19 protein-coding genes are annotated in these 23,739 nt (G+C 62.2%); 18 read left to right on the top strand and 1 reads right to left on the bottom strand.

Annotated elements, in window-relative coordinates; translation table 11 throughout:
• Positions 1 to 5: 5 nt before the first annotated feature.
• Positions 6 to 539, bottom strand: coding sequence for a hypothetical protein (locus C6Y56_RS13320; RefSeq protein WP_169430267.1), 534 nt, complete (start codon positions 537 to 539; stop codon positions 6 to 8).
• 382 nt (positions 540 to 921) lie between these two features.
• Here C6Y56_RS13320 and C6Y56_RS13315 point away from each other — a divergent pair, with 382 nt between their 5' ends.
• The 18 genes from C6Y56_RS13315 (at position 922) to C6Y56_RS13230 (ending at position 23,729) form a co-directional block, all read left to right on the top strand.
• Positions 922 to 2,913, top strand: a complete 1,992-nt coding sequence (locus tag C6Y56_RS13315) for a methyl-accepting chemotaxis protein (RefSeq protein ID WP_169430266.1) — start codon at positions 922 to 924, stop codon at positions 2,911 to 2,913.
• A 157-nt stretch (positions 2,914 to 3,070) separates the two neighbouring features.
• Positions 3,071 to 3,517, top strand: a complete 447-nt coding sequence (locus C6Y56_RS13310; protein ID WP_169430265.1) for a DUF411 domain-containing protein — start codon at positions 3,071 to 3,073, stop codon at positions 3,515 to 3,517.
• Positions 3,517 to 3,951: a YqaA family protein gene (locus C6Y56_RS13305; RefSeq protein WP_169430264.1), complete on the top strand. Its 435-nt coding sequence runs from the start codon at positions 3,517 to 3,519 to the stop codon at positions 3,949 to 3,951. The genes C6Y56_RS13310 and C6Y56_RS13305 overlap by 1 nt, the downstream gene beginning before the upstream one ends.
• An 85-nt stretch (positions 3,952 to 4,036) precedes the next feature.
• A complete protein-coding gene (locus tag C6Y56_RS13300; RefSeq protein WP_169430263.1) occupies positions 4,037 to 5,062 on the top strand; it encodes an alpha/beta fold hydrolase in 1,026 nt (341 codons plus the stop codon).
• A gap of 13 nt (positions 5,063 to 5,075) precedes the next feature.
• A complete protein-coding gene (locus C6Y56_RS13295; protein WP_169430262.1) occupies positions 5,076 to 6,029 on the top strand; it encodes a D-2-hydroxyacid dehydrogenase family protein in 954 nt (317 codons plus the stop codon).
• Positions 6,030 to 6,558: 529 nt separating this feature from the next.
• Complete coding sequence (glgA, locus tag C6Y56_RS13290) at positions 6,559 to 8,145, top strand: glycogen synthase GlgA (RefSeq protein ID WP_169430261.1); 1,587 nt, start codon at positions 6,559 to 6,561, stop codon at positions 8,143 to 8,145.
• An 18-nt stretch (positions 8,146 to 8,163) separates the two neighbouring features.
• Positions 8,164 to 9,966 (top strand): malto-oligosyltrehalose trehalohydrolase, encoded by a 1,803-nt coding sequence (gene treZ / locus C6Y56_RS13285; protein WP_169430260.1) that lies wholly within the window; start codon positions 8,164 to 8,166, stop codon positions 9,964 to 9,966.
• Positions 9,963 to 12,041, top strand: a complete 2,079-nt coding sequence (gene malQ, locus C6Y56_RS13280; protein ID WP_169430259.1) for a 4-alpha-glucanotransferase — start codon at positions 9,963 to 9,965, stop codon at positions 12,039 to 12,041. The genes treZ and malQ overlap by 4 nt, the downstream gene beginning before the upstream one ends.
• Entirely contained in the window at positions 12,038 to 14,815 is a 2,778-nt protein-coding gene (locus C6Y56_RS13275; protein WP_169430258.1) for a malto-oligosyltrehalose synthase, read from the top strand. Before malQ ends, C6Y56_RS13275 begins: the two co-directional genes overlap by 4 nt.
• A 29-nt stretch (positions 14,816 to 14,844) precedes the next feature.
• Complete coding sequence (locus tag C6Y56_RS13270; RefSeq protein ID WP_169430257.1) at positions 14,845 to 15,177, top strand: DUF2934 domain-containing protein; 333 nt, start codon at positions 14,845 to 14,847, stop codon at positions 15,175 to 15,177.
• A gap of 107 nt (positions 15,178 to 15,284) precedes the next feature.
• Complete coding sequence (gene glgX / locus C6Y56_RS13265; protein ID WP_169430256.1) at positions 15,285 to 17,444, top strand: glycogen debranching protein GlgX; 2,160 nt, start codon at positions 15,285 to 15,287, stop codon at positions 17,442 to 17,444.
• Between the two features lies 1 nt (position 17,445).
• The gene (locus tag C6Y56_RS13260; RefSeq protein WP_169430255.1) at positions 17,446 to 18,444 is read left to right on the top strand and encodes an acyl-CoA dehydrogenase family protein; all 999 of its coding nucleotides are present in this window, start codon (positions 17,446 to 17,448) and stop codon (positions 18,442 to 18,444) included.
• Complete coding sequence (locus C6Y56_RS13255; protein ID WP_169430254.1) at positions 18,441 to 19,199, top strand: PIG-L deacetylase family protein; 759 nt, start codon at positions 18,441 to 18,443, stop codon at positions 19,197 to 19,199. Before C6Y56_RS13260 ends, C6Y56_RS13255 begins: the two co-directional genes overlap by 4 nt.
• A complete protein-coding gene (locus C6Y56_RS13250; protein ID WP_169430253.1) occupies positions 19,196 to 19,795 on the top strand; it encodes an SAM-dependent methyltransferase in 600 nt (199 codons plus the stop codon). The genes C6Y56_RS13255 and C6Y56_RS13250 overlap by 4 nt, the downstream gene beginning before the upstream one ends.
• The gene (locus C6Y56_RS13245) at positions 19,792 to 20,451 is read left to right on the top strand and encodes a glycosyltransferase (RefSeq protein ID WP_169430252.1); all 660 of its coding nucleotides are present in this window, start codon (positions 19,792 to 19,794) and stop codon (positions 20,449 to 20,451) included. The genes C6Y56_RS13250 and C6Y56_RS13245 overlap by 4 nt, the downstream gene beginning before the upstream one ends.
• Positions 20,452 to 20,625: 174 nt before the next feature.
• Positions 20,626 to 21,387, top strand: coding sequence for a PIG-L deacetylase family protein (locus C6Y56_RS13240; protein WP_169430251.1), 762 nt, complete (start codon positions 20,626 to 20,628; stop codon positions 21,385 to 21,387).
• A gap of 89 nt (positions 21,388 to 21,476) precedes the next feature.
• The gene (locus tag C6Y56_RS13235) at positions 21,477 to 22,274 is read left to right on the top strand and encodes an endonuclease/exonuclease/phosphatase family protein (RefSeq protein ID WP_169430250.1); all 798 of its coding nucleotides are present in this window, start codon (positions 21,477 to 21,479) and stop codon (positions 22,272 to 22,274) included.
• A gap of 384 nt (positions 22,275 to 22,658) precedes the next feature.
• Positions 22,659 to 23,729, top strand: coding sequence for an autotransporter outer membrane beta-barrel domain-containing protein (locus tag C6Y56_RS13230; protein WP_169430249.1), 1,071 nt, complete (start codon positions 22,659 to 22,661; stop codon positions 23,727 to 23,729).
• The last annotated feature ends 10 nt before the right edge of the window (positions 23,730 to 23,739 follow it).

Below are 23,739 nucleotides of genomic sequence, written 5' to 3'. Positions count from 1 at the left end.
TTTTTTCATGCCTTGGCTTTGACACCTTGATCGGTTGGAGGCTTGCGTTCCCCACCCTGACCGTAAGTCTTCAAGTTCTGCAGCACATAGATGGCTTTCTTGTACTCGGGGATCAACGTATTCGCGTACTTGTTACCTTTGAGATTGTTGTTCTGGATGGTTTCCAGCTGCGTCGCGAAATACTCCAGCGCATTGAACTTGGCGTCCGGATCCTTCTGTACGCCGAAGCGATCAAACTTGTCGCCGGCGTTGAGCAACGTCATGGACGTGATCTCGGAAATCAGGCCCCGGCTGCGCAACATTGCACTCAGGCTGCCCAACTGCTTGGCTGAAACACTGGTGGGATCGAAACCCTTGATGTTCTTGTGCAGCCCCTGCTTGTCCATCTCCGCCGTATTGATCGCGGTGGGGTCGTTACCGACCAGCGCCAGCATCTGCTTGACCTTCAGGCTTTGAGAAACCGGTTTGCTTGAACTTGCGGTATCTCGAACCAGCAAACCCGCCTTGGGTTGCCAGGCGCCGGTATAACCAACGGTCATGAGCGTGCTCCTTGCGAAAAGAACATGAAAAATATCCTTGTGGAACGTCTTGAATTGCCCGGAGTATCGGCCGGCAAACGAATGCCACCAACCCATTTTTCACTTTTTTACAATTTATGTACATTTCCGATACAAATGAATGCAAGCCCCAGATTTACTGATCCGAAGCCCTTTTCCCGGCTTCAATAAAATCGACTTTTTACTCTAACAAACGGGCTGGTTAGTTTTAATGTGTCGAGCCTGTTACTGGCCGATCAACGTTCCGGGAATCTTTTAGTACGCCAGTACCTAAAGCTTCCTCGCGTCGCGACGATATGTAAGGGATACCCCTACTGTTTTGCTCCCATCCCCTAATAAGAACGTTGCTCAAGGACCGGTCTCCATGCCCGCATTCCGTACCATTCAGGCTCGCTATACGTTGTTTCTGGTTCTGTTCATCCTGTTGCTGTCGGTCCTGACCGTGGTGGGCATCAGCCAACTGGTCGCCCCCAAACTGCGCCATACCGAAGAGCAAGTCGTGCTCAACCGCATCGCCGAGGTCGCCCAGCAGATCCAGGGCGAACTGAACAAGGTTCAGTCGCAGCAACGCAGCATCACCCAGACCATTCCCCTGCTCGACAGCGCCGCCATCGATACCGTGCTGCCGGGGCTGGTGGATCAGTACGGCGAATTGAAGGTGTTCGGCGGTGGTATCTGGCCGTTGCCCGGTCAGCGTGAGGCGGGACGCAACAAGTTCAGTACCTTCTGGCACCGTGACAGCTCCGGCAAGCTCGCCGTGAACACCTTCTGGAACAGCGACGCGGCCCCCAACTACTACGACCAGAGCTGGTACAAGGGCGGCATGCAGACCCCGCGCGGGCAATGCGCCTGGGCCGCTGCCTATAAAGATGATGCGAGCGCCGAGCCGCGCACCAACTGCGCCATGGCCATCCAGAAAAACGGCAGCGCCTGGGGCGTATCGACCATCGATGTGACCCTGGGCTTCTTCAACGACCTGGTGGCGCGCAAGGAAAAAGACCTCAACGCCGAAATGCTGATCGTCGAGGCCGACGGCAAGATCATCAGCAACAGCTCGCGTATCAGCGGCCCGATCGTGTTGAAGAACATCAGCGAACTGGCCGCCGGTTCTACCTTCGCCAGCCAGGTCAAGGCTGGCCTGCAGAATCGCGATCAGGCGCAGCGTGTCGAATTCGACAACAACGGTGAAGCCAGCACCTTCTTCATGCGCCCGATCGAAGGCACACCGTGGTTCCTCGCCACTGCACTGCCGACCAAAATGCTCACCGCGCAACGTGACGACGTACTCAGCAGCCTCAGCCTGTTGCAGATTCCGCTGGTGATCCTGCTGGTGCTGCTGCAGGTCTACGCCATTCGCCAACTGGTTTCGCGCATGAAAGCGCTCAAGGCCAACATCGATTCGCTGTCCAGCGGCGATGCCGACCTGACCCGCCGCATCACCATCCGTGCCGAAGACGAACTCGGTGCCATTGGCCATTCGGTCAACACCTTCATCGCCTATCTGCAAAACATGATCGGCGAGGTCACCCAGGCTACCGGCGCCATGGCTTCGAGCCTCGACAACCTGCAGCGCACCTCGGCACACACCAGCCAGATCCTGCTGCGCCACGCCTCGGAAACCGACCAGACCGTTACCGCCATCAACGAGATGAGCTCCACTGCCGAAAGCGTCGCGCAAAACGCTGCCGAAACCGCGGCGTTTACCCAACGGGCCAACGAAAATGCCGACCGCTCTCGGGTCGTGGTGGGCGAAGCCACCAGCAGCGTCGTCGCGCTGATCGATGAAGTGGCCAGTGCGACGCACAAAGTCGAAAACATGCAGCAGGACGCCCAGCGCATTACCGAGATTCTGGGGGTGATCGGTGCGATCGCCGGGCAGACCAACCTGCTGGCGCTCAACGCCGCCATCGAGGCTGCCCGCGCCGGCGAACAGGGGCGCGGTTTCGCCGTGGTCGCCGATGAGGTACGTGCCCTCGCTGCCCGGACCCAGGCCAGTACCTCGGAAATCAACGAAATGCTGACCCGCCTGACCCAGGGCGTAAGTTCCTCGGTCAGCGCCATGGAAAACACCCAGGCCAGTTGCCAGTCCGCTGCCGACGCCACCGCCCGGGTCACCAGCGGGCTCGACGACATGGCCGGCTCCGTCAGCCATATCAACAGCCTCAGTGCCCAGATCGCCACGGCCGCCGAACAGCAAAGCGCCGTCACCGAAGAAATCAATCGCAGCATGGTGCAGATCCGCCACATGGTGGATGAGCTGGTGCAAAGCGGCCAGGCCAGTGAAACCAATACCCGCCAGCTCCTGGAGGCCAACGGTCGGGTGAGCGCAATCATGGGCCGGTTCAAGGTCAGCTGACGGATTTGTCATCTCGCACTCAGGAGGCTGTCAGCTTTGATCTACGATCATGCTGACAGCCTGCCTTGTATCAACTGGAAACACTCCGTTGATGCCGGGTCGGAAAAACCGGTCAAAATGCGTTCTTTTTGACCGTCACCCGAGTCGAGAACCCTGCATGAAAAACCCTCTGCGTCTGGCCGCCCTGAGCGCCCTGCTCCTTTCCTCCCTGGCGCAAGCCGCCGACCTCATCCCGATCGAAGTCCATCGCGACGCCAACTGCGGTTGCTGCAAGAAGTGGATCAGCCACCTGGAGGCGAATGGCTTCAAGGTCGAGGATCACGTCGAGGCGGACATGAGCTCCTTCAAGCAACAACACGGCGTACCGCCACGCCTGGCCTCGTGCCATACGGCGATCATCAACGGCAAATTCGTCGAAGGCCATGTGCCCGCCGAACAGGTGCTGGCGCTGAGCAAGCGTGACGACCTGCTGGGCGTAGCCGCACCGGGCATGCCGATGGGCTCGCCGGGCATGGAGATGGACGGCATGAGCGATGCCTATCAGGTGATCGGCCTCAAGAAGGACGGTGCCGATGTGGTGGTGGCGGATTACCCGGCCCATTGATGACGGCGGGTTATCTCGGGCTGTTCCTGGCCGCGTTTGGCGCGGCGACGCTGCTGCCGCTGCAATCGGAAGCCGTGCTGGTCGGGCTGCTGGTCAGCGATCGTTACTGGCTGTGGGGGCTGTTGGCCGTGGCGACACTGGGCAATGTCCTCGGTTCGCTGGTCAACTGGTGGCTGGGGCGCGGGCTGGAACGGTTTCAGGACCGCCGCTGGTTTCCGGTCGGCCCGAAGCACATGGCCCGCGCCCGTGTTCACTATCAGCGTTATGGTCACTGGTCGCTGCTGCTCAGCTGGCTGCCGGTCATCGGCGATCCCCTGACGCTGATCGCCGGGGTCATGCGTGAACCCCTCGGGCGCTTTCTGCTGATCGTCACCCTCGCCAAAGGCGCTCGCTACGGGGTGCTGGCGATGCTCACCCTCGGCTGGCTCGGTTGAACGTTCTGCGGTGGACGTTGCCTGTGTTTAACGTCGCCCTAATCCGGCCGTTCCAGCATCGGCCGATTTCCTGTGGAGTTGTCCCATGTCTGTGTCGCTGACCCGCTGGCTGCCCGGCCTGTTGCTGACCGCTGCCTTGCCCCTTTTCGCCCATGCCGAAGGCCCGCAGTACGGCCCGCAATTGCAAGGTTTCGAGTATCCCTACACCCTCAAGCACTTTGCCTTTCAGTCCCAGGGCCAGTCTCTGCAGATGGGTTACATGGACGTCGCCGCCCACGGCAAGGCCAACGGGCGCACCGTGGTGCTGATGCACGGCAAGAATTTTTGCGGCGCGACCTGGGACAGTTCGATCAAGGCCCTGAGCGAGGCCGGTTACCGGGTGGTGGCTCCGGACCAGATCGGTTTCTGCACCTCCAGCAAACCCGAACATTATCAATACAGCTTCCAGCAACTGGCGGCCAATACCCAGCAAATGCTCAAGGCGCTGGGCATTCAGAAAGCCACCCTGCTCGGCCACTCCACCGGCGGCATGCTCGCCACCCGATACGCCCTGCAATACCCGGATCAGGTCGAGCAACTGGCGCTGGTCAACCCGATCGGCCTGGAGGACTGGAAAGCCCTCGGCGTGCCGTGGCGCAGCGTCGATCAGTGGTATCAGCGCGAACTGAAAGTCACCGCCCAGGGTATTCGCGACTACGAGCGCAGCACTTATTACGACGGTCGCTGGAAGCCGGAATTCGACCGCTGGGTGGACATGCTCGCCGGCCTGAGCAACGGGCCGGGCAAGACTCAGGTCGCATGGAACTCGGCGCTGATCTACGACATGATCTTTACCCAGCCGGTGTACTACGAGTTCAAGGATCTGAAGATGCCGACCCTGTTGCTGATCGGCACGTCTGACACAACGGCCATCGGCAAGGACATCGCACCGCCCGAAGTGAAGGCGAAAATCGGTCACTACGAGGTGCTGGGCAAGCAGGTGGCGAAGCTGATCCCGCAATCCACACTGGTGGAATTCCCCGGCCTGGGCCACGCGCCGCAAATGGAAGAACCGACGCAGTTCCACCAGGCGCTGCTCGACTGGCTGAACAAAACCAATCCCGTTCGTTGAGGAGTCAAGGCTGATGGCGGTGCAGATTGCAGTAATCGATGACTGGCAGGACGTGGCGCGGGACGTGGTCGACTGGTCGGTGCTGGACAGTCTCGGTGAAGTGACCTTTGTCCATGAGTACCCGGCGGACAACGCCACACTGGCCGAACGACTGGGCCGGTTCGAGGTGATTTGCGTGATGCGCGAACGCACGCGCTTCGATGAGGACCTGCTCAAGCGTTTGCCGAACCTGAAACTGCTGGTCACGGGCGGCATGCGCAACGCAGCGCTGGACATGCCGGCCGCGGCCCGACTCGGAATCAGGGTCTGCGGCACCGACAGCTACAAACACGCCGCACCGGAACTGACCTGGGCGTTGATCATGGCCGCCACCCGCAATCTGGTGAACGAGGCCAATGCCCTGCGTGCCGGACAATGGCAGCAAGGTCTGGGCGGCGACCTGCACGGCAAGACCCTCGGTATTCTGGGGCTCGGCAGTATCGGCCAACGGGTCGCGCAGTTCGGGCAGGTGTTCGGCATGCGCGTCATTGCGTGGAGCGAAAACCTTACCGCCGAGCGCGCCGAACAGGCCGGCGTCACTTATGTCAGCAAGCAGCAATTGTTCGAACAGGCTGACGTGCTGTCGGTGCATCTGGTGCTCAGCGACCGCAGCCGTGGTCTCGTCGATGCCCAGGCGCTGGGCTGGATGAAGCCGACCGCCCTGCTGGTCAACACGGCACGCGGGCCCATTGTCGACGAAGCCGAGCTGATCAAGGCCTTGCAGAAACAACGCATCGCCGGGGCGGCTCTGGATGTATTCGATCAGGAGCCTTTGCCGGCACTGCACCCGTTTCGCACGCTGGACAATGTACTGGCCACGCCTCATGTCGGGTACGTCAGCCGACAGAACTATCAGCAGTTCTTTTCGCAGATGATCGAGGACATTCAGGCCTGGTCGGCGGGAGATCCGCTTCGCCTGCTGAACTGACCTTCGTCCCATTCGCGGGCAACCCCTGCCCGCGAAGCAGCACCCACTGACCGCACGCCAACATTCCTGCACGCACCGCAACAGTGCGCACACACTTTTCTCGCGCCCGAAAACGTGACTGACCGGTCACCAATTTGCATCATCGATGCCGCCAGACATGCACTTCGTCGGGGCGCGTCTCGTCCCCAAGCCACGGTTTTTGCGACCTCGCAAAAGATTGTCGAACAATTCGTCCGATTGCCCTGGCCCGCTCTAGGATCTGGCCTAGACTGGTTTTCGCGAGGCGAAACCGACCGGTCACAACGCGGAAATTTTGTCGAAACTTTTGCTGATCGCGACGGGTCATCTGAAAGACAGGGCCAAAGCGACTGGTTCATTCCTTGCAACGGCCCCTTCACCCATTCTGCTTGCGCGTGTTGGGTAGCGTTTGCTCACCGATGCGTGGCGCGTTTGCGCCCGGCCACAGGACCTGGCCGTGGACATCGCTTGTTCAAGACAAGAATCAGATCAAAAAAGACGGGAGATTCATATGATCAGTGCGGCATTGGAAATTCAGGGAGAACGGGCTCATCAGCCGATGGGTGAATCGAGCACCGTAAGCGTTCCCGGCAGCCGGTCGATCAACGTCCCGAGCACCAAGACGCTGACGCCAGTGGCCAGTCAGAACCCCAACAAGAAGAAAGTGTTGTTCGTGACCTCGGAAATCGCCGATCTGGTGAAGACCGGCGGTCTGGGAGACGTTTCTGCCGCCCTGCCCCGCGCCATGGCGCATCTGCATGATGTCCGGGTGTTGATCCCCGGTTATCCGCAAGTGATGAACAGCGAGAATCCGATCCACATCATCGGTGAACTGGGTGGCCACGCCGCGCTGCCGCCTTGCAAGATCGGGCGCATGGACATGCCTGACGGTCTGGTCATTTATGTGTTGATCTGCCCTGAACTGTATGCCCGCGACGGCGGCCCTTACGGTGCCAACAACGGTCGCGACTGGCCGGACAACCACATCCGTTTCGCCCGACTGGGTCTGGCCGCCGCCGATATCGCCGCCAACCTCGCGCAAATCCACTGGTGCCCGGATCTGGTGCACGCCCACGACTGGCCGGCCGGGCTGGCGCCTGCCTATATGCACTGGCGCGGGCAACGCACGCCGACCCTGTTCACCATTCACAACCTCGCTTATCAAGGCGTGACCAGCCTGGGCTCGTGCCCGGAACTCGGGATCCCCGCCCATGCCCTGCAACAGGAAGGCATGGAGTTCTACGGCAAAATGTCGTTCCTCAAGGCCGGCATGGCCTATTCGAGCCACATCACCACGGTCAGCGCCACCTACGCGCAGGAAATCACCACCCCGGATTTCGGCTGCGGTCTCGACGGTTTTCTCGCCGCCAAGACCCAGCAAGGCTTGCTCAGCGGCATCCCCAACGGTATCGACGAGAGCTGGGACGCCGCCACCGACCCGCACCTGTTTGCGCCATTTGCCATCGGCGACTGGGAAGGCAAAGCCGTCAACGCCGCCCACGTGCGCGAATTGTTTGGCCTGCAAGACTCCAAAGGCCCGCTGTTTGCCGTGGTCTCGCGTCTGGTCTATCAAAAAGGCCTGGACCTGACCGAAGCCGTGTCGGAATACATCGTCCAGAACGGTGGCCAGATCGCGATCATCGGCCGTGGCGAGCCGGAAGAAGAACAGGCCATGCGCGAACTGGCGCTGCGCTTCCCCGGCCAGATCGGCGTGCGCATCGGCTTCAACGAAACCGACGCCCGACGCATGTTCGCCGGCAGCGATTTTCTGCTGATGCCTTCGCGATACGAGCCTTGCGGTCTGAGTCAGATGTACGCCCAACGCTTCGGCTCGCTGCCGGTAGCGCGCAACACTGGCGGGCTGGCGGACACCATCGAAAACGGTGTCACCGGTTTCCTCTTCAACGAATCGACAGCGGACAGCTACCGCGAAGCCCTGAGCCGCGCGTTCAAGGTCTTTGCCTTTCCCGAACTGCTCAACGCCATGCGTTGCCGGGCGATGGCGGCACCGTTCAACTGGTGCAAGGCCGTCGAACCCTACGCCGAACTCTACGAACAACTGGTGGCCAAGGCGCTGGGCAAAACGCACCACAAATAACCAGGGAGGTTTTCAACGATGCCGTCACGGACACCTGAAAGCTGGCCCCACGGCGCGATCATGCTGGATGCCGACCACACACAATTCGCGCTGTGGGCGCCGGATGCATTTTACGTCAGCGTCGAGCTGGACAACGGCCAGTCCCTGCCCATGCTGCCCCAGGGCGAGGGCTGGTTTGTCATCAAGACCCGCTGCCCTGCCGGCAGCCGCTACCGTTTCAACATTGATGGCGAACTGGAGGTGCCCGACCCGGCCTCCAGGGCGCAGGACGGTGACCTGGACCGTCACAGCGTGGTGGTCGATCCGCACCTCTATTCCTGGCGCAACACCACGTGGCAAGGCCGCCCCTGGAATGAAGCGGTCATTTATGAACTGCATGTCGGTGCGCTCGGCGGGTTTGCCGAAGTCGAGCAGCATCTGTCACGCCTTGCCGGGCTCGGTATCACCGCCATTGAACTGATGCCGATCGCGCAGTTTCCCGGCGATCGCAACTGGGGCTACGACGGCGTGCTGCACTATGCGCCTCAAGCCAGTTACGGCACGCCGGAACAACTCAAACACCTGATCGACAGCGCCCACGGTTATGGTCTGGCGGTGATCCTCGACGTGGTCTACAACCACTTCGGCCCCGACGGCAATTACCTGCATCGCTACGCCAAGGGCTTTTTTCGCGAAGACAAACATACCCCGTGGGGCGCGGCCATCGATTTCCGTCGTCGTGAAGTGCGGGACTTCTTCGTCGAAAACGCACTGATGTGGCTGCTGGAATACCGTTTCGACGGCTTGCGCCTGGATGCGGTGCATGCCATCGAAAGCCCCGACTTCCTGCCGGAACTCGCACGTCGCATACGTCAGCAGATCGACCCGTCCCGGCATGTCTGGCTGACCATCGAGAACGAACTCAACCAGTCAAGCCTGCTTGAGGAAAATTACGACGCACAGTGGAACGACGACGGCCACAACGCCCTGCATGTATTACTCACCGGTGAAACCGACGCCTATTACGCGGACTATGCACTGCAACCCACCGAGCAACTGGCCCGCTGTCTGAGCCAGGGTTTCGTGTTTCAGGGTCATATCACTCGCCACGGCGAACCCCGTGGCGAGCCAAGCGAGCATCTGCCCTCCACCGCCTTCGTGCTGTTCCTGCAGAATCATGACCAGATCGGCAACCGCGCCTTCGGCGAGCGCTTGCATCAATTGGCCGACCCGCGCGCAGTGGATGCTGCGACAGCGATGTTGTTGCTGTCGCCGATGATTCCCCTGATGTTCATGGGCGATGAATACGCGGCCCAACAGCCATTCCTGTTCTTCACCAGCCACCATGGCGAACTGGCGAAGCGGGTGCGCGAAGGTCGACGCAATGAGTTTGCGGCATTCAGTGCCTTCTCGGATCCGCACAAGCGCGAGCAGATTCCCGACCCCAACGCCGAGCAGACCTTTCACGCCTCACAACCGCGTCTGATGGGTAACGGCACACCTCGGCAACAGACAACACTGGCGCTGTATCGCCGGCTGCTGCAATTGCGCCATCAATACATCATTCCAAACCTGTCCGGCACTCAAGCACTCGGCGCCCAAGTGCTGGGGCCTGGCGCCGTCAGCGCACGCTGGCGACTGGGTGATGGCAGCGAGCTGCGAATCGACCTGAACCTCAGCGACACGCCAGTGGTCAACCTTCCACAGACCGAATCGGTGTGGCTGTTTCGCCAGCCATCCGACGCCGGCCTGTCGGATGAGGGGCAACTGCCCCCGTATTGCGCGCTCGTCAGCCTCACGGCCGCAACCCCTTTGCTACCCCTGGATGGAGAGCGCCTATGAGCGATGCGCAACTGGAAATTCTCGCCAGCCGAGCCGGCCTTGCCGTCGACTGGATCGACGCCAACGGGCGAGCGCAAAAAGTCGCCCCGGCGGTGCTGCGCAATGTGCTGATCGGCCTCGGTCACCCGGCCGGAACGGCCCAGGAAATCGACGCCAGCCTGCTCGAACTGCAACAGGTACAGGAAAATCGCCAGCTACCGCCGCTGCTCACTGCCGATGTCGGCGTGGGCGTGGATCTGGTCCGCTATTTCGAACCCGAGACCCCATGCGAGATTCACCTTGAGGACGGCTCGCGACTGAGCCTCAAGCTGGATGCCCGGGCCGTGCTGCCCGGCGAGATTCCGGTCGGCTACCAGCAAGTGCACATCGCCGATCAGCAATTCACTCTCGCCGTGGCACCGCAACGCTGCTTCAGCGTGGGTGACGCGGTGGACAACCCGATCCCTCGCGTGTGGGGGTTGAGCGTGCAGCTTTATGGCTTGCGCCGCCCCGGCGATGGCGGTTTCGGCGACACTCAGGCCCTGGAAGAACTGGCCCGGGTGGCCGGCGAGCGCGGCGCCGATGCCTTGGCGATCAGCCCGCTGCACGCGATGTTCAGCGCCGATACCGGGCGCTACAGCCCTTACTCGCCGTCCAGTCGGCTGTTTCTCAATCCGCTCTACGCGGCGCCGGGTGCCATTCTCGGTGAGCGTGCGCTGCGCGATGCGATTGAGGCGGCCGGCCTGGCCGATCAATTCAAGCAGCTTGAAGAGCTGCCCCTGACCGACTGGCCGAAAGCGGCCGATGCCAAACTGAAACTGCTGCAAGCCCTGTATGACGGTTTCATCAGCGGCGAACATCCGCTGCATGCCGATTTCTCCAGCTTCCGCGATGCCGGCGGTGAAGCGCTGGAAAACCACTGCCGCTTCGAAGCTATTCAGGAAATGCGCGCCGCCCGTGGCGAAAGTCTCGACTGGCGCCAATGGCCGGAACACTGGCACGACCCGCGCGGCGCCGCACTTGGCGCGTTTGCCGAAGAATACGCCGAGCGCATCAGCTATTTCGCGTTCTGCCAATGGCTGATCCACCGTTGCCTGGAGCGCGCCCAGACCGCCGCCCGCAGCGCCGGCATGGGCATCGGTCTGATTGCCGACCTGGCCGTGGGTGCCGACGGCGCCGGCAGCCAGGCCTGGAGTTTTCAGGATGAACTGTTGGCGTCGCTGACCGTCGGTGCACCACCGGACATTCTCAATCGCTCCGGCCAGGGTTGGGGTATCTCGGCGTTCTCCCCGGAAGGTCTGGTACGCAATGGCTTTCGAGCCTTCATCGACATGCTGCGCGCCAACTTCGCTCATGCGGGTGGTTTGCGCATCGACCATGTCATGGGCCTGCAACGGCTGTGGGTGATTCCCAACGGTTCAGCGCCGGCGGACGGCGCGTATCTGTATTACCCGGTGGACGACCTGCTGCGCTTGCTGACCCTCGAATCCCACCGCCATCAGGCGATTGTGCTGGGCGAAGACCTCGGCACCGTGCCCGATGGCCTGCGGGAAAAGCTGATCGCCCGGGCCATGCTCGGCATGCGCGTGCTGTTGTTCGAACAGGACAACACCCATTTCAAACCGATCCTCGACTGGCCGGACAACGCTTTGGCCACCACCAGCACCCACGATCTGCCGACGCTCAATGGCTGGTGGCATGGCCGGGATATCGACTGGAATTCGCGACTCGGGCTGATCGACGCCAACGGCGAAATCGACTGGCGCCGCTACCGCGAACGCGAGCGTGAAGGCCTGCGCGGCGCCTTGAGTCAGGACCCGCAAAACTTTCGCGAGGAATCCCACGAGGCCGATCAGGTAGTCGACGCCGCTGTGCGTTTCCTCGGCCACACCCGCGCGCCGCTGGTGCTGCTGCCACTGGAAGACGCGCTGGGCCTGGACGAACAGGCCAACCTGCCCGGCACCATCGACACTCATCCGAACTGGTCGCGACGCTTGCCCGGCAACAGCGAAACGCTGCTCGATGGCGTCGATGCTGCGCGACGCCTCGAGCTGCTGGCCTGTGCCCGCCTGCAAGCCGCCGAGCGTGACCAATGAGTGCAGTACAAAACCAGACCTTGAGAGCCACGGTGCGCCTGCAGTTTCACAAGGGCTTCACCCTCGATGAGGCGGTGCCGCTGGTGCCGTACTTTGCCCGGCTCGGCATCAGCCATATTTACGCCTCGCCGCTGCTCGCTGCCCGCGCCGGCTCCATGCACGGCTACGACGTGGTCGACCCGACCCGGGTCAATCCCGAACTGGGTGGCGAACCGGCGCTGCGCCGACTGGTCGCGGCCTTGCGCGAACACGAAATGGGGCTGATCCTCGACATCGTCTCCAATCACATGGCAGTGGGCGGCGGTGACAATCCTTGGTGGCTCGATCTGCTGGAATGGGGCCGGCTCAGCCCCTATGGCGAGTTCTTCGACATTCAATGGCACTCGCCCGACCCGTTGATGGAAGGCCAGTTGCTGCTGCCTTTCCTCGGCACCGATTACGGCATTGCGTTGCAGGACGGCACACTGCCGCTGGTGTTCAACGCCGAATCCGGCACCTTCCACGTCGAGCATTACGAGCATCACTTCCCGATCTGCCCCGGCGATTACGGCGAACTGCTCAAGCCCGATGAGCCGGCAAACGAAGCCCTCAAGTCGCTGGCGGACCGCTTCAGCAGCCTCAGCTACCAGACCGATGCCCGCTCGCTGTCAATATCGCTCAAGGAAGAACTCCAGCAACTGGCCAGCGACCCGCACATCCTGCAAGCCATTGAGCACCATCTCACGCGCTACGACTCCAAGACCGAAGACGGCTTCCAGCGCCTGCATCAATTGCTGGAGCGGCAAAGCTATCGTCTGGCGAGCTGGCGCACGGCGGCGGACGACATCAACTGGCGGCGCTTCTTCGACATCAACGAACTCGGCGGCCTGCGGGTCGAGCGGCCTGCGGTATTCGAAGCGACCCACGGCAAGATCTTCCAGTTGATCGAAGAAGGCCTGATCGACGGTTTACGCATCGACCACGTCGACGGCCTCGCTGATCCACGGGGTTACTGCCGCAAGTTACGGCGACGCCTCGATTTTCTGGCACCCGGGCGACACTTGCCGATCTACGTCGAGAAAATTCTCGGGGCTGGCGAAACCCTGCACGCCGACTGGGCGGTGGATGGCAGCACCGGTTACGAGTTCATGAACCAGCTGTCGCTGCTGCAACACGACCCGGACGGCGAACACGTGCTCGGTGACTTGTGGCAACGCCGCACCGAGCGCCCCGCCGCGTTCATCGAAGATGCCCAACTGGCGCGCCAGCAAATCCTCAACGGTTCGCTGGCCAGCGACTGCGAAAGCGTTGCCCAGGCGCTGCTGCAAGTGGCGCGGGACGACCTGATGACCCGTGACCTCACGCTCGGTTCGATCCGCCGGGTGTTGCAGGCGCTGATCGTGCACTTCCCGGTGTATCGCACCTACATCAGTGCGATGGGTCGTACGACGCAGGACGACGTGTTTTTCCAGCAAGCCATGGACGGTGCGCGTCAGGCGCTGAGCGAAAGCGACTGGCCGGTGCTTGAGTCTGTGGCCGGCTGGCTCGGCGGCCAGCCATGGCGGCGCAAACCCCGTGGGCGTTCGCGCAAGCTCCTGCGCCACGCCTGCGTGCGCTTTCAGCAACTCACCTCGCCCGCTGCCGCCAAGGCCGTGGAAGACACCGCGCTGTATCGCTCGGCAGTGCTGCTGTCGCGCAATGACGTGGGCTACAACACCGAACAGTTCAGCGCCCCGGTCAGCGACTTTCATGCGACAAACCAGCAACGCCTGGCGACATTCCCCGACAACCTGCTGGCCACCGCCACCCACGATCACAAACGCGGCGAAGACACTCGCGCACGATTGGCCGTGCTCAGCGAGCGCAGCCACTGGTATGCCGAACAGGTCGAGCTGTGGCGCGCCCTCGCCCGGCCGCTGCGCAATGACGATCAGATGCCGTCGGCCGCTGACGAGTTGATCCTTTATCAAGCGTTGCTCGGCAGTTGGCCGCTGCAATTGCGCGGCGATGACCACGGTGGATTCGCTGAGTACGCCGGACGCATCTGGCAATGGCAGCAAAAGGCTCTGCGCGAAGCCAAGTTGCAAAGCAGTTGGAGTGCGCCGAACGAGGCTTACGAAAACGCCGCCCAGTCATTCACCGAGCGGCTGTTGCTCGCGCCCGAAGGCGAGCTGCTGCGCGGGGCGCTGGCCAAGAGCGCCAACAGCATCGCCGCTGCCGGCGCCCTCAACAGTCTGGCGCAAACCTTGCTGCACATGACCGTGCCGGGGGTGCCGGATCTGTATCAGGGCAATGAACGCTGGGACTTCAGCCTGGTGGATCCGGACAACCGTCGGCCAGTGGACTATGCCGCCAGGCAGCAGGCGCTGCAGGCACCAGGGCCGGTTCAGGAACTGCTGGTGAACTGGCGCGACGGACGAGTCAAGCAAGCATTGATCGCCGAGGTGCTGCGCCTGCGCGCCGACTACGCCCAGTTGTTTCGTCAGGGTTCGTACCAGGCCCTCGAGGTGCTGGGCAGCCAGGCGCACAACGTGCTCGCGTTTGCCCGCGAGCACGAGGGGCAACGGGCCATCGTCATCGTGCCGATCCGTTGCGCAACCCTGCTGGAAAACGGTGCCGTACCGCAGGTCGATGCGCTGCGCTGGGGCGATACGTGGGTTGAATTACCGTTCGCCGCCTCCGACGAAAATCTGAAGGGACTTTTTTCGAGCACCGCAGTCACAAAAAACAGGGAGCTGGAGGTCAGCGCTGCGCTGGGGGACTTCCCGGTCAATCTGTTTATCCAACACTTCTAGAAGCATGAGTTCAGTTCAGGAGCATTGCGATGAGTACCGACGATAAACGCATCCGCGAATTCGCCTATCAGATCTGGGAATCCGAAGGTAAACCCGAGGGTCAGGACGCCCGCCACTGGGAGATGGCGCGCAAACTGGCCGAAGCCGAGGCATTGGCGCCCAAGAAATCGCCGAAAGCCGCCGGCAGTAAAACCGCTGGCAAGACCGCCACCAGCAAAGCCGTCGATGGCAAGGCACCCGCTGCCAAACCCAAGGCCACGACGGCCAAGGCCAAGCCTGCCGGTGTCGCCAAAGTGATTCCCCCGGGCGAAAAAGCCACCGAGAAAAAGCCCCGCGCGCCGCGCAAGCCGCCTGCGGTCTGACGCTCCCCGAACCATTGATTTGAGTAACCGTGTGGCGAGTTCGCTCGCCACCGAGGGCTGACTCGTCCTCGAAAAAAACCACCCCCGATTTTTTTGCAGGAGCACCTATGACCCGTCCAAAGAAAGCCGAGCCCGCCGCGCACCCCGAACCCTCGCGAATCCGTGAAGGTCTGCCCTTCCCGCTCGGCGCAACCTGGGATGGTCTGGGGGTGAACTTTGCGCTGTTTTCCGCCAACGCCACCCGGGTCGAACTGTGCATTTTCGACGATGCCGGCGAGGTCGAACTCGAACGCATCGAGCTGCCGGAATACACCGACGAGATTTACCACGGCTACCTGCCCGATGCGCATCCGGGGCTGATCTACGGCTACCGGGTCTACGGTCCGTACGACCCGGCCAACGGACATCGCTTCAATCACAACAAGTTGCTGATCGACCCGTACGCCAAACAACTGGTGGGCGAGTTGAAATGGTCCGAAGCGCTGTTCGGCTACACCATCGGCCACCCGGATGCCGACCTCAGTTTCGATGAACGCGACAGCGCGCCCTACGTGCCCAAATGCAAGGTCATCGACCCGGCGCACACCTGGGGCAACGACCATCGCGTCAGCGTGCCTTGGGACAAGACGATCATTTACGAGACCCACGTGCGCGGCATCAGCATGCGCCACCCGTCGGTGCCGGAAAATGTGCGTGGGACGTTTGCCGGGCTGATGGTCGACGACGTGCTCGAACACATCCGCAAACTGGGTGTGTCTACCGTCGAACTGTTGCCAATCCACGCTTTCGTCAACGACCAGCACCTGCTGCACAAAGGCATGACCAATTACTGGGGCTACAACAGCATTGCGTTCTTCGCCCCGGACCCGCGCTACCTGGCCAGCGGCAAGATTGCAGAATTCAAGGAGATGGTCGCGCACCTGCACGAAGCCAATCTCGAAGTCATCCTCGACGTGGTCTACAACCACACTGCCGAAGGCAACGAACAAGGCCCGACCCTGTCGATGCGCGGGATCGACAACGCCTCGTACTATCGATTGATGCCGGACGACAAGCGCTTTTACATCAACGATTCCGGTACCGGTAACACCCTCGACCTCAGCCATCCGTGTGTGCTGCAAATGGTCACCGACTCGCTGCGCTATTGGGCCAGCGAAATGCACGTCGACGGCTTCCGTTTCGACCTGGCGACCATTCTCGGTCGCTATCACGACGGTTTCGATGAACGTCACAGTTTCCTCGTGGCCTGCCGCCAGGATCCGGTACTGCGTCAGGTGAAAATGATCGCCGAGCCTTGGGATTGTGGTCCGGGCGGTTATCAGGTTGGTAACTTCCCGCCAGGCTGGGTCGAATGGAACGACAAGTTCCGCGACACCGTGCGCGCCTTCTGGAAAGGTGACGACGGCCAGCTCGCCGACTTCGCCAGCCGCATGACGGCCTCCGGGGAAATGTTCAACCAGCGTGGTCGGCGGCCTTACTCATCGGTGAATTTCGTCACCGCCCACGACGGTTTCACCCTCAACGATCTGGTGTCCTACAACGACAAGCACAACGAGGCCAACGACGAAAACAATCAGGACGGCAGCAACAACAACCTGTCCTGGAACCACGGCGTCGAAGGCCCCACCGACGATCCGGAAATCAATGCGCTGCGCCACCGGCAGATGCGCAACTTCTTCGCCACGCTGCTTTTGGCCCAAGGCACGCCGATGCTGGTGGCCGGCGACGAATTCGCCCGCACCCAGGATGGCAATAACAACGCCTACTGCCAGGACAGCGAGATTGGCTGGGTCAACTGGGACCTGAGCGAAGACGGCAAGGCGCTGCTGAAATTCGTCAAGCGCCTGATCAAGTTGCGCCTGGCGTATCCGATCCTGCGCCGCGGGCGTTTTCTGGTCGGCGAATACAACGAAGATATCGGGGTCAAGGACGTGACCTGGCTGGCACCGGACGCCACGGAGATGACCACCGAGCACTGGCACGATGCGCACAACCGTTGTCTCGGCATGCTGCTCGATGGCCGTGCCCAGGAAACCGGCATCCGCCGCAAGGGCGCCGACGCGACGTTGCTGCTGGTGGTCAACGCCCATCACGACATCGTCAACTTCACTTTGCCGGAAGTGCCTGAGGGCAGTTTCTGGACCTGCATGGTCGACACCAATCAACCTTCGATTCGTGGCCAGGAACGCTTCGAATTCGGCCACGAGTACTCGGTCACCGGGCGCTCGCTGTTGTTGTTCGAGCTGCAACGGGAAGAGGAAGACTGACATGGAGCTGTCTGACTATCTGGCACTGCGTACTCTGGACTATGGCGATACCGCCGCCCTTGGACGCTGCCTGCGGGAGATGGTCGAGGCGGGACTGGATCGTCTGCCGTTGCCCGGCAGCGGTCGCACGCTGGAACGCTGGCAACGGCTGGCCGAGGTCGGCGGCCATGATTTGGGGTTGTGCAAACTCTACGAAGGCCATACCGATGCGCTGGCCATCATCGAACAACTGGGCGGTTCACCAACCCCCGGCAGCACGTGGGGCATGTGGGCCGCCGAACCACCGCAGGCACGGGTCCGGGTCACGCCTTCGGGGCATATGGTGCGATTGCACGGGCGCAAGGCGTGGTGTTCCGGTGCGGCAGTGCTCAGCCATGCGCTGCTCACCGCCTGGGATGACGACGATCGCCAGCAACTGGTAGCGGTGGCGCTCGATCAACCGGGTGTGACCGTCACCGACCAAGGCTGGCAAGCCATCGGCATGGCGGCCACCGGCAGCGTCGAGGTGCTGTTCGACAATGTCGAGGCGCAGGCCATCGGCAACCCCGGGGACTACCTGCAACGACCGGGGTTCTGGCACGGCGGCATCGGCATCGCCGCCTGCTGGTACGGTGCCGCGCGGGAAATTGCCGAACGCCTGCACCGGCATTGCGCCAGACGCGAAGAGCCCTACGCACTGGCCAGTCTGGGTGCGGTCGACGCCGCGTTGCAGGCCGCTGCCCAGGTCCTGCGCGTCAGTGCGCTGGACATTGACTGTCACCCTCAGGCCAACGCCGAATTGCTGGCGCGGCGGGTCCGTGCGGTGGTCGAGCAAGCTGCCGAACAGATCATCCATGATACCGGGCACGCGCTGGGGGCCGGGCCGTTTTGCAAGGATCGACATTTCGCGCAACTGATCGCCGACCTCCCGGTGTATCTGCGCCAGAGCCATGCCGAACGCGACCTCGCCTCACTCGGCCAACTGATCGCCCTGCAACCGGCTGAGGCATGGGCGTTATGAAAAACAATCCGATCGTCGGCAAGGGTACGAGTCTGGAGCAATGGCAAGCGTCCCGTCAGTTGGCGGCGCTGGACAGCATCGACATTCTTGATCTCGTACCACCGGGCTCGCGGGCCGTGGTCATCGCGCCTCATCCAGATGACGAAGTGCTGGGCTGCGGCGGTCTCCTGCAACGGCTCGCCGCTGCAGGGCGTGTGCTGCAACTGATTTCGGTCACGGACGGCAGCGCCAGTCATCCCGGATCTGCACGCTGGCCCGTGGAACGCTTGAGCGTGGTACGTCCGCAGGAATCCGCCGAGGCCTTGCGCCGCCTCGGCCTGCCGATGCATCAGTTGCAATGGCTTCGCGGCGGCTTCCCCGACACCCAAGTGGCGGCCCGCGAGTCTTCACTCTGCGACTATCTGACAGGCTATCTGCAAGCCGGCGACGTGGTCTTCACCACTTGGCGCGAGGACGGCCACAGCGACCACGAAGCCGTCGGCCGTGCCAGCGTCGAAGCGGCCCGGCACGTGGGGGCGATTTGCCACGAACTGCCGGTCTGGACCTGGCACTGGGCAGACCCGGAAGACGCCAAAGTGCCTTGGGAGCGGGCGCGAAAAATCGCCCTGACAAAAATGCAGGTGGCGCGCAAACGTCATGCCGTGCACGCCTTCGCCAGTCAGCTGGAAGGCGATCCCGACGCGTGCCTGGCGCCGGTTCTCCCGCCGCATGTGCTCGACCGACTGCTGCAACCGTTTGAAGTGGTGTTTCTGTGAGCGTCGAGGATCGTTACTTCGAGGGGTTGTTCGCCGACAACAATGACCCTTGGGGCTTTCGTCAGCGCTGGTACGAGCAACGCAAACGTCTGGCCACCCTGGCAGCCCTGCCCCGGCCGCGCTATCGGGCAATCTTCGAACCGGGTTGCGCCAACGGCGAACTGAGCGCAGCCCTGGCCGAGCGCTGCGACCGGCTGTTGTGCTGCGACACCAGTGGCGCGGCGGTGAATCTGGCACGCACCCGGTTGAGCCTGTACGAACATACCGAAGTCCGGCAATGTCGTCTGCCGGGGGACTGGCCCGATGAGCAGTTCGACCTGATCGTTTTCAGCGAAATCGGCTATTACCTGGATCGGCAGGATCTGACCGTCGTGATCCGCCGGATCAATGACTCCCTGACCGCCGACGGGCAGTTGCTGGCCTGTCATTGGCGGCCGGCCATCGAGGGCTGCCCGCTCAATGCGCGCCAGGTGCACGACCTGATCCACGAACAGTTGCACCTGCCGCGACTGGTGCTGCATCAGGAAGCGGATTTCCTGCTGGAAGTGTGGAGTCGCGATCCCCGTTCAGTGGCCACGCTGGAGGGCCTGCGATGATCGGTATCCTGATCCCTGCGCACAACGAGGAGGAACGGCTCGATGACTGCCTGCGGGCGGCCCTGCGCGCTGCCGCCCATACCCTGCTGGGTGGCGAGCCGGTCGAGGTGCTGGTGGTGCTCGACAGTTGCACCGACCGCTCGGCAGAGGTCGTCAGTCAGTACCCGGTCCTGACGCTGAGCATCGACGCGCGCAATGTCGGCAAGGCGCGAGCCTGCGGCGCACAACACCTGCTTGAGCGGGGTGCGCGCTGGATCTCCTGTTCGGACGCGGACAGTCGTGTCGCCGACGACTGGCTGGTGGCACAGCTTGGACTGGGGGTCGACGCGGTATGCGGCACCGTGACGGTCGAGCACTGGCAGGATTCCCTGGATGACGCGGCGCAGATTCATTATCACCGCCACTACCAGGCCCGCGATGGGCACCGGCACATCCATGGCGCCAACCTGGGAGTCAGCGCGCAGGCCTACCGGCGCGCCGGCGGGTTCGAGCCCCTGGCCTGCGACGAAGACGTGCAACTGGTGCGTCAACTGGAACGTTGCGGGGCCAGCATCGCCTGGAGTCATCGGCCGCAAGTCGTCACCAGCGCCCGTCTCGACAGTCGCGCACGCGGTGGCTTCGGCGACTATCTGCGACAGCTGGCACAGACTGAATAAAAAAAAGCGGATCAGATTGATCGGCGGCGCGACGAATCGCCGGTCTTGAGCAATACTCTGCATCGCGGCAATCCAGGGTTCGGAGCGCTGCCGGGTTATCAACCAGCCTTCAAGGGTCAAGCACGCGTGGCCGTGCGCGACGGAAGGCCCGACACCACAAGGATGTCCTGCCCCATGAAACCGTTATCCCTCAATGAAAGCGGCCTGCCTGCACAAATCTGGAACAGGGCGGCGCAACTCGACAACATTCCCGTCATCAGCACCCATAATCTGGTCCCGGCCGGCGCCCGCGCCGTGGTCATCGCCCCTCACCCCGGCGACGAAGTGGTCACCTGCGGCGGCCTGCTGCAACTGCTGTGCAGTCTGGGTCATCCCCTGCAATTGCTGTCGATCACCGATGGCAGCGCCAGCCATCCCGGTTCGCGTCAGTGGTCGGAGAAACGCCTGAGCGTATTTCGCCCTCAGGAAAGCGTCGAGGCCTTGCGTCGCCTGGGCTTGCCGATGCACAGCCTGAAATGGGTCCGCGGCGGCTTCACCGACAATGCCCTGCTCGACCAGGAAGCCCTGTTGACCGGGTTCATCTCCCGTTACCTGCGCCCCGGCGACGTGGTGTTCAGCACCTGGCGCGAAGACGGCACCGACGATCATGAAGTGGTCGGCCGGGCCAGCGCCGAGGCTGCCCGCCAGGTCGGCGCGGCCTACCACGATGTGCCGGTCTGGGCATGGCACTGGCCGGAGCGCGATCAGGCACAGATTCCCTGGCACCGCGCACGCAAGCTGCGCCTCGACACCTGGACCGTCGCGCGCAAGAGCCACGCCACTCATGCCTACGCCAGTCAGCTCAATGGCGAACCGGCGATCGGCATTGCGCCGCTGTTGCCCAAGGCTATTCTGGAGCGCATGCGTTTGCCCTATGAGATCGTTTTCGTAGAGTGATCAACGGCCGCGGGCGCCTCACTCAAAGTGAACTGCCCGCCCTCCCGGCCAGTCGCATGAACAGGCAGTCATGATTCAGAGGAGTGACCGTGTCCAGCGACCCCAAGCGTCATGCCATCGACGCACAACCCTTGAACCCCTCCGTCATCCATCGCCTGCGCGTGCTGACGGTCAATACACACAAGGGTTTCACCGCACTCAATCGGCGTTTCATTCTTCCCGAGCTGCGTGAGGCCGTGCGCAGTACCCGTGCCGACCTGGTGTTCCTTCAGGAAGTGGTGGGCGAACACGAGCGGCATTCCAGTCGCTACAACGAATGGCCGCAGACCTCGCAGTACGAATTCCTCGCCGACAGCATGTGGAGCGATTTTGCCTACGGCCGTAATGCGGTCTATCCCGATGGGCATCATGGCAACGCCTTGTTGTCGAAATATCCGATCCGCGAATATCGCAATCTCGACGTCTCGATCACCGGCCCGGAACGACGCGGGTTGTTGCACTGCATACTGGATGTGCCGGGACATGCCGAAGTGCATGCCATCTGCGTGCACCTGAGCCTGCTCGAAAGCCATCGGCAATTGCAGTTGCAGCTGCTCTGTCAGTTGCTCGAATCCCTGCCAGACGATGCGCCAGTGATCATCGCCGGCGATTTCAACGACTGGCAAATGCAGGGCAACGTCGCCCTCGCCCGTCGCGACTACCTGCATGAAGCCTTCGAACGTCATCACGGCCGGCCGGCCAAGACCTACCCCGCACGCTTTCCGCTGTTGCGACTGGACCGGGTCTACCTGCGCAATGCCAGCAGTCACGATCCGCAGATTCTCGGCAGCAAACCCTGGACGCATCTCTCCGATCACCTGCCGCTGGCCGTCGAGGTGCATTTGTAAGCGCACTATTGACAGCCCGGTGGCGTTTCGATGGAGCGGGCACGTCAAAGCGCCCCCGTGACAGACCGACTGTCGGCTGCTGTCGGCCTCACTCGAACGGCTGAGGCAGCGATTCACCCTACAAACAAGAGCTTATATAAATACGTAAAAACAAAAGCTTGCGACTTCCGTTTGAGATCGACGACTCATCGTTCATTTTCTTGACGCAGTGTCAGCGGTCTTCTTAGCTCTACCTTACTACCCCCGGAAACACTACCCGGGGCGAGCCCCGGAGATTCGTGAAAACGAGCCCCCAAGGTTCGCCTCGCTCCATTCGGTCGCCCCTCATTCGGGTAGGAGAGACGCCAAGGCGAGACACCGCATGCGATAGCAAGGCAGACGTTCATGAAAACCTCACTCACTTCACAAGAGATAAAAATCACCTTCTGCACCGTTTCAAGCTCCCTCCTGCTGTGTTCGTCCATGGAGGCGCAGGCCGGCCCTGCGGCGGACGAAACCTCGCCCTGGTATCGGCAGGACGTCACCGTCCTGACCCTGCCTGAAACCATCATCACCCCCGATCCGCCGCGTACAAGCCCGCGCCCCGACCTGCGCGGCTCGAACCTGATGACCGAGGATCCGGCACCCTCGGCCTGGGATCAGCTTTACGGACAATCTGATCGTCAGGCACAACCCGACGCCCTCGGCCCGGGATTTACGGCTTCCGGTTCCACAGCAATCAAAGGGCCACCGGTCTTGACTCTGCAAGGCAGCGGCGGGCCGACCCAGCGGTTCGGGTTGATCGGTGGCACCACGCGGATTCTGGCAAATGGCAGCGGGCTGATCGTCAACAGCGCTCTCGCCGACCCGACCACCGATATCCTCAACCTGCAAGGCCAGAGCCTCGGCGCCTATTACAGCCTGACCGGGTCCGAAGGCTGGCACGTCGACCTGTCAGCCAGCGGTGGCCGGGTCAGCGGGTTCAGTCGCAATGAACAAGGCGCGCGCCTGGCCACCGAAGGCAGCGCGCTGACGTTCTCCGTGGAAGGCGGCTTCCCGATCGGCCTGGGCGAAAACTGGGTGGTTGAACCGCAGGCGCAATTGATCAATCAGCGAATTACCCTCGACACGCCTTACGCCGGCTCAGGCCATGCATCGTCCAGCGATCTTTCGTCCTGGAGCGGCCGGGTCGGAGCGCGCCTCAAAGGCAGTTACGACCTCAGCGGCCTGCCCGTGGAACCCTACGTGCGCACCAACCTCTGGCACACGGTGTACACCGGCAACACGGTGACCCTCGATCAAGTGGACAAGATCAGCAGCAGTCGCAAGTCATCGACGGTGGAATTGGGCTTGGGTCTGGTGGCAAAGGTCACGCCGACCGTGAGCCTGTACGTCAGCGCCGACTACAGCAGTGATGTGGATGACAATGATCTGAACGGGTTGATCGGCAGTCTGGGGGTGCGGATGCGCTGGTGATATCCGGATC

It is taken from the genome of Pseudomonas fluorescens, assembly GCF_012974785.1.
Classification (GTDB): domain Bacteria; phylum Pseudomonadota; class Gammaproteobacteria; order Pseudomonadales; family Pseudomonadaceae; genus Aquipseudomonas; species Aquipseudomonas fluorescens_BT.
This window is presented reverse-complemented; position numbering and strand designations above follow the sequence as displayed.

What these genes read in the sequence shown, in the direction of transcription:
- C6Y56_RS13275 (WP_169430258.1), top strand. Translation starts at nt 12,038, where the DNA reads ATGAGTGCAGTACAAAACCAGACCTTGAGAGCCACGGTGCGCCTGCAG.
- C6Y56_RS13240 (WP_169430251.1), top strand. Translation starts at nt 20,626, where the DNA reads ATGAAACCGTTATCCCTCAATGAAAGCGGCCTGCCTGCACAAATCTGG.
- glgX (WP_169430256.1), top strand. Translation starts at nt 15,285, where the DNA reads ATGACCCGTCCAAAGAAAGCCGAGCCCGCCGCGCACCCCGAACCCTCG.
- C6Y56_RS13260 (WP_169430255.1), top strand. Translation starts at nt 17,446, where the DNA reads ATGGAGCTGTCTGACTATCTGGCACTGCGTACTCTGGACTATGGCGAT.
- C6Y56_RS13295 (WP_169430262.1), top strand. Translation starts at nt 5,076, where the DNA reads ATGGCGGTGCAGATTGCAGTAATCGATGACTGGCAGGACGTGGCGCGG.
- C6Y56_RS13320 (WP_169430267.1), bottom strand. Translation starts at nt 539, where the DNA reads ATGACCGTTGGTTATACCGGCGCCTGGCAACCCAAGGCGGGTTTGCTG.
- C6Y56_RS13255 (WP_169430254.1), top strand. Translation starts at nt 18,441, where the DNA reads ATGAAAAACAATCCGATCGTCGGCAAGGGTACGAGTCTGGAGCAATGG.
- C6Y56_RS13270 (WP_169430257.1), top strand. Translation starts at nt 14,845, where the DNA reads ATGAGTACCGACGATAAACGCATCCGCGAATTCGCCTATCAGATCTGG.
- malQ (WP_169430259.1), top strand. Translation starts at nt 9,963, where the DNA reads ATGAGCGATGCGCAACTGGAAATTCTCGCCAGCCGAGCCGGCCTTGCC.
- C6Y56_RS13230 (WP_169430249.1), top strand. Translation starts at nt 22,659, where the DNA reads ATGAAAACCTCACTCACTTCACAAGAGATAAAAATCACCTTCTGCACC.
- treZ (WP_169430260.1), top strand. Translation starts at nt 8,164, where the DNA reads ATGCCGTCACGGACACCTGAAAGCTGGCCCCACGGCGCGATCATGCTG.
- glgA (WP_169430261.1), top strand. Translation starts at nt 6,559, where the DNA reads ATGATCAGTGCGGCATTGGAAATTCAGGGAGAACGGGCTCATCAGCCG.
- C6Y56_RS13300 (WP_169430263.1), top strand. Translation starts at nt 4,037, where the DNA reads ATGTCTGTGTCGCTGACCCGCTGGCTGCCCGGCCTGTTGCTGACCGCT.
- C6Y56_RS13245 (WP_169430252.1), top strand. Translation starts at nt 19,792, where the DNA reads ATGATCGGTATCCTGATCCCTGCGCACAACGAGGAGGAACGGCTCGAT.
- C6Y56_RS13310 (WP_169430265.1), top strand. Translation starts at nt 3,071, where the DNA reads ATGAAAAACCCTCTGCGTCTGGCCGCCCTGAGCGCCCTGCTCCTTTCC.
- C6Y56_RS13315 (WP_169430266.1), top strand. Translation starts at nt 922, where the DNA reads ATGCCCGCATTCCGTACCATTCAGGCTCGCTATACGTTGTTTCTGGTT.
- C6Y56_RS13305 (WP_169430264.1), top strand. Translation starts at nt 3,517, where the DNA reads ATGACGGCGGGTTATCTCGGGCTGTTCCTGGCCGCGTTTGGCGCGGCG.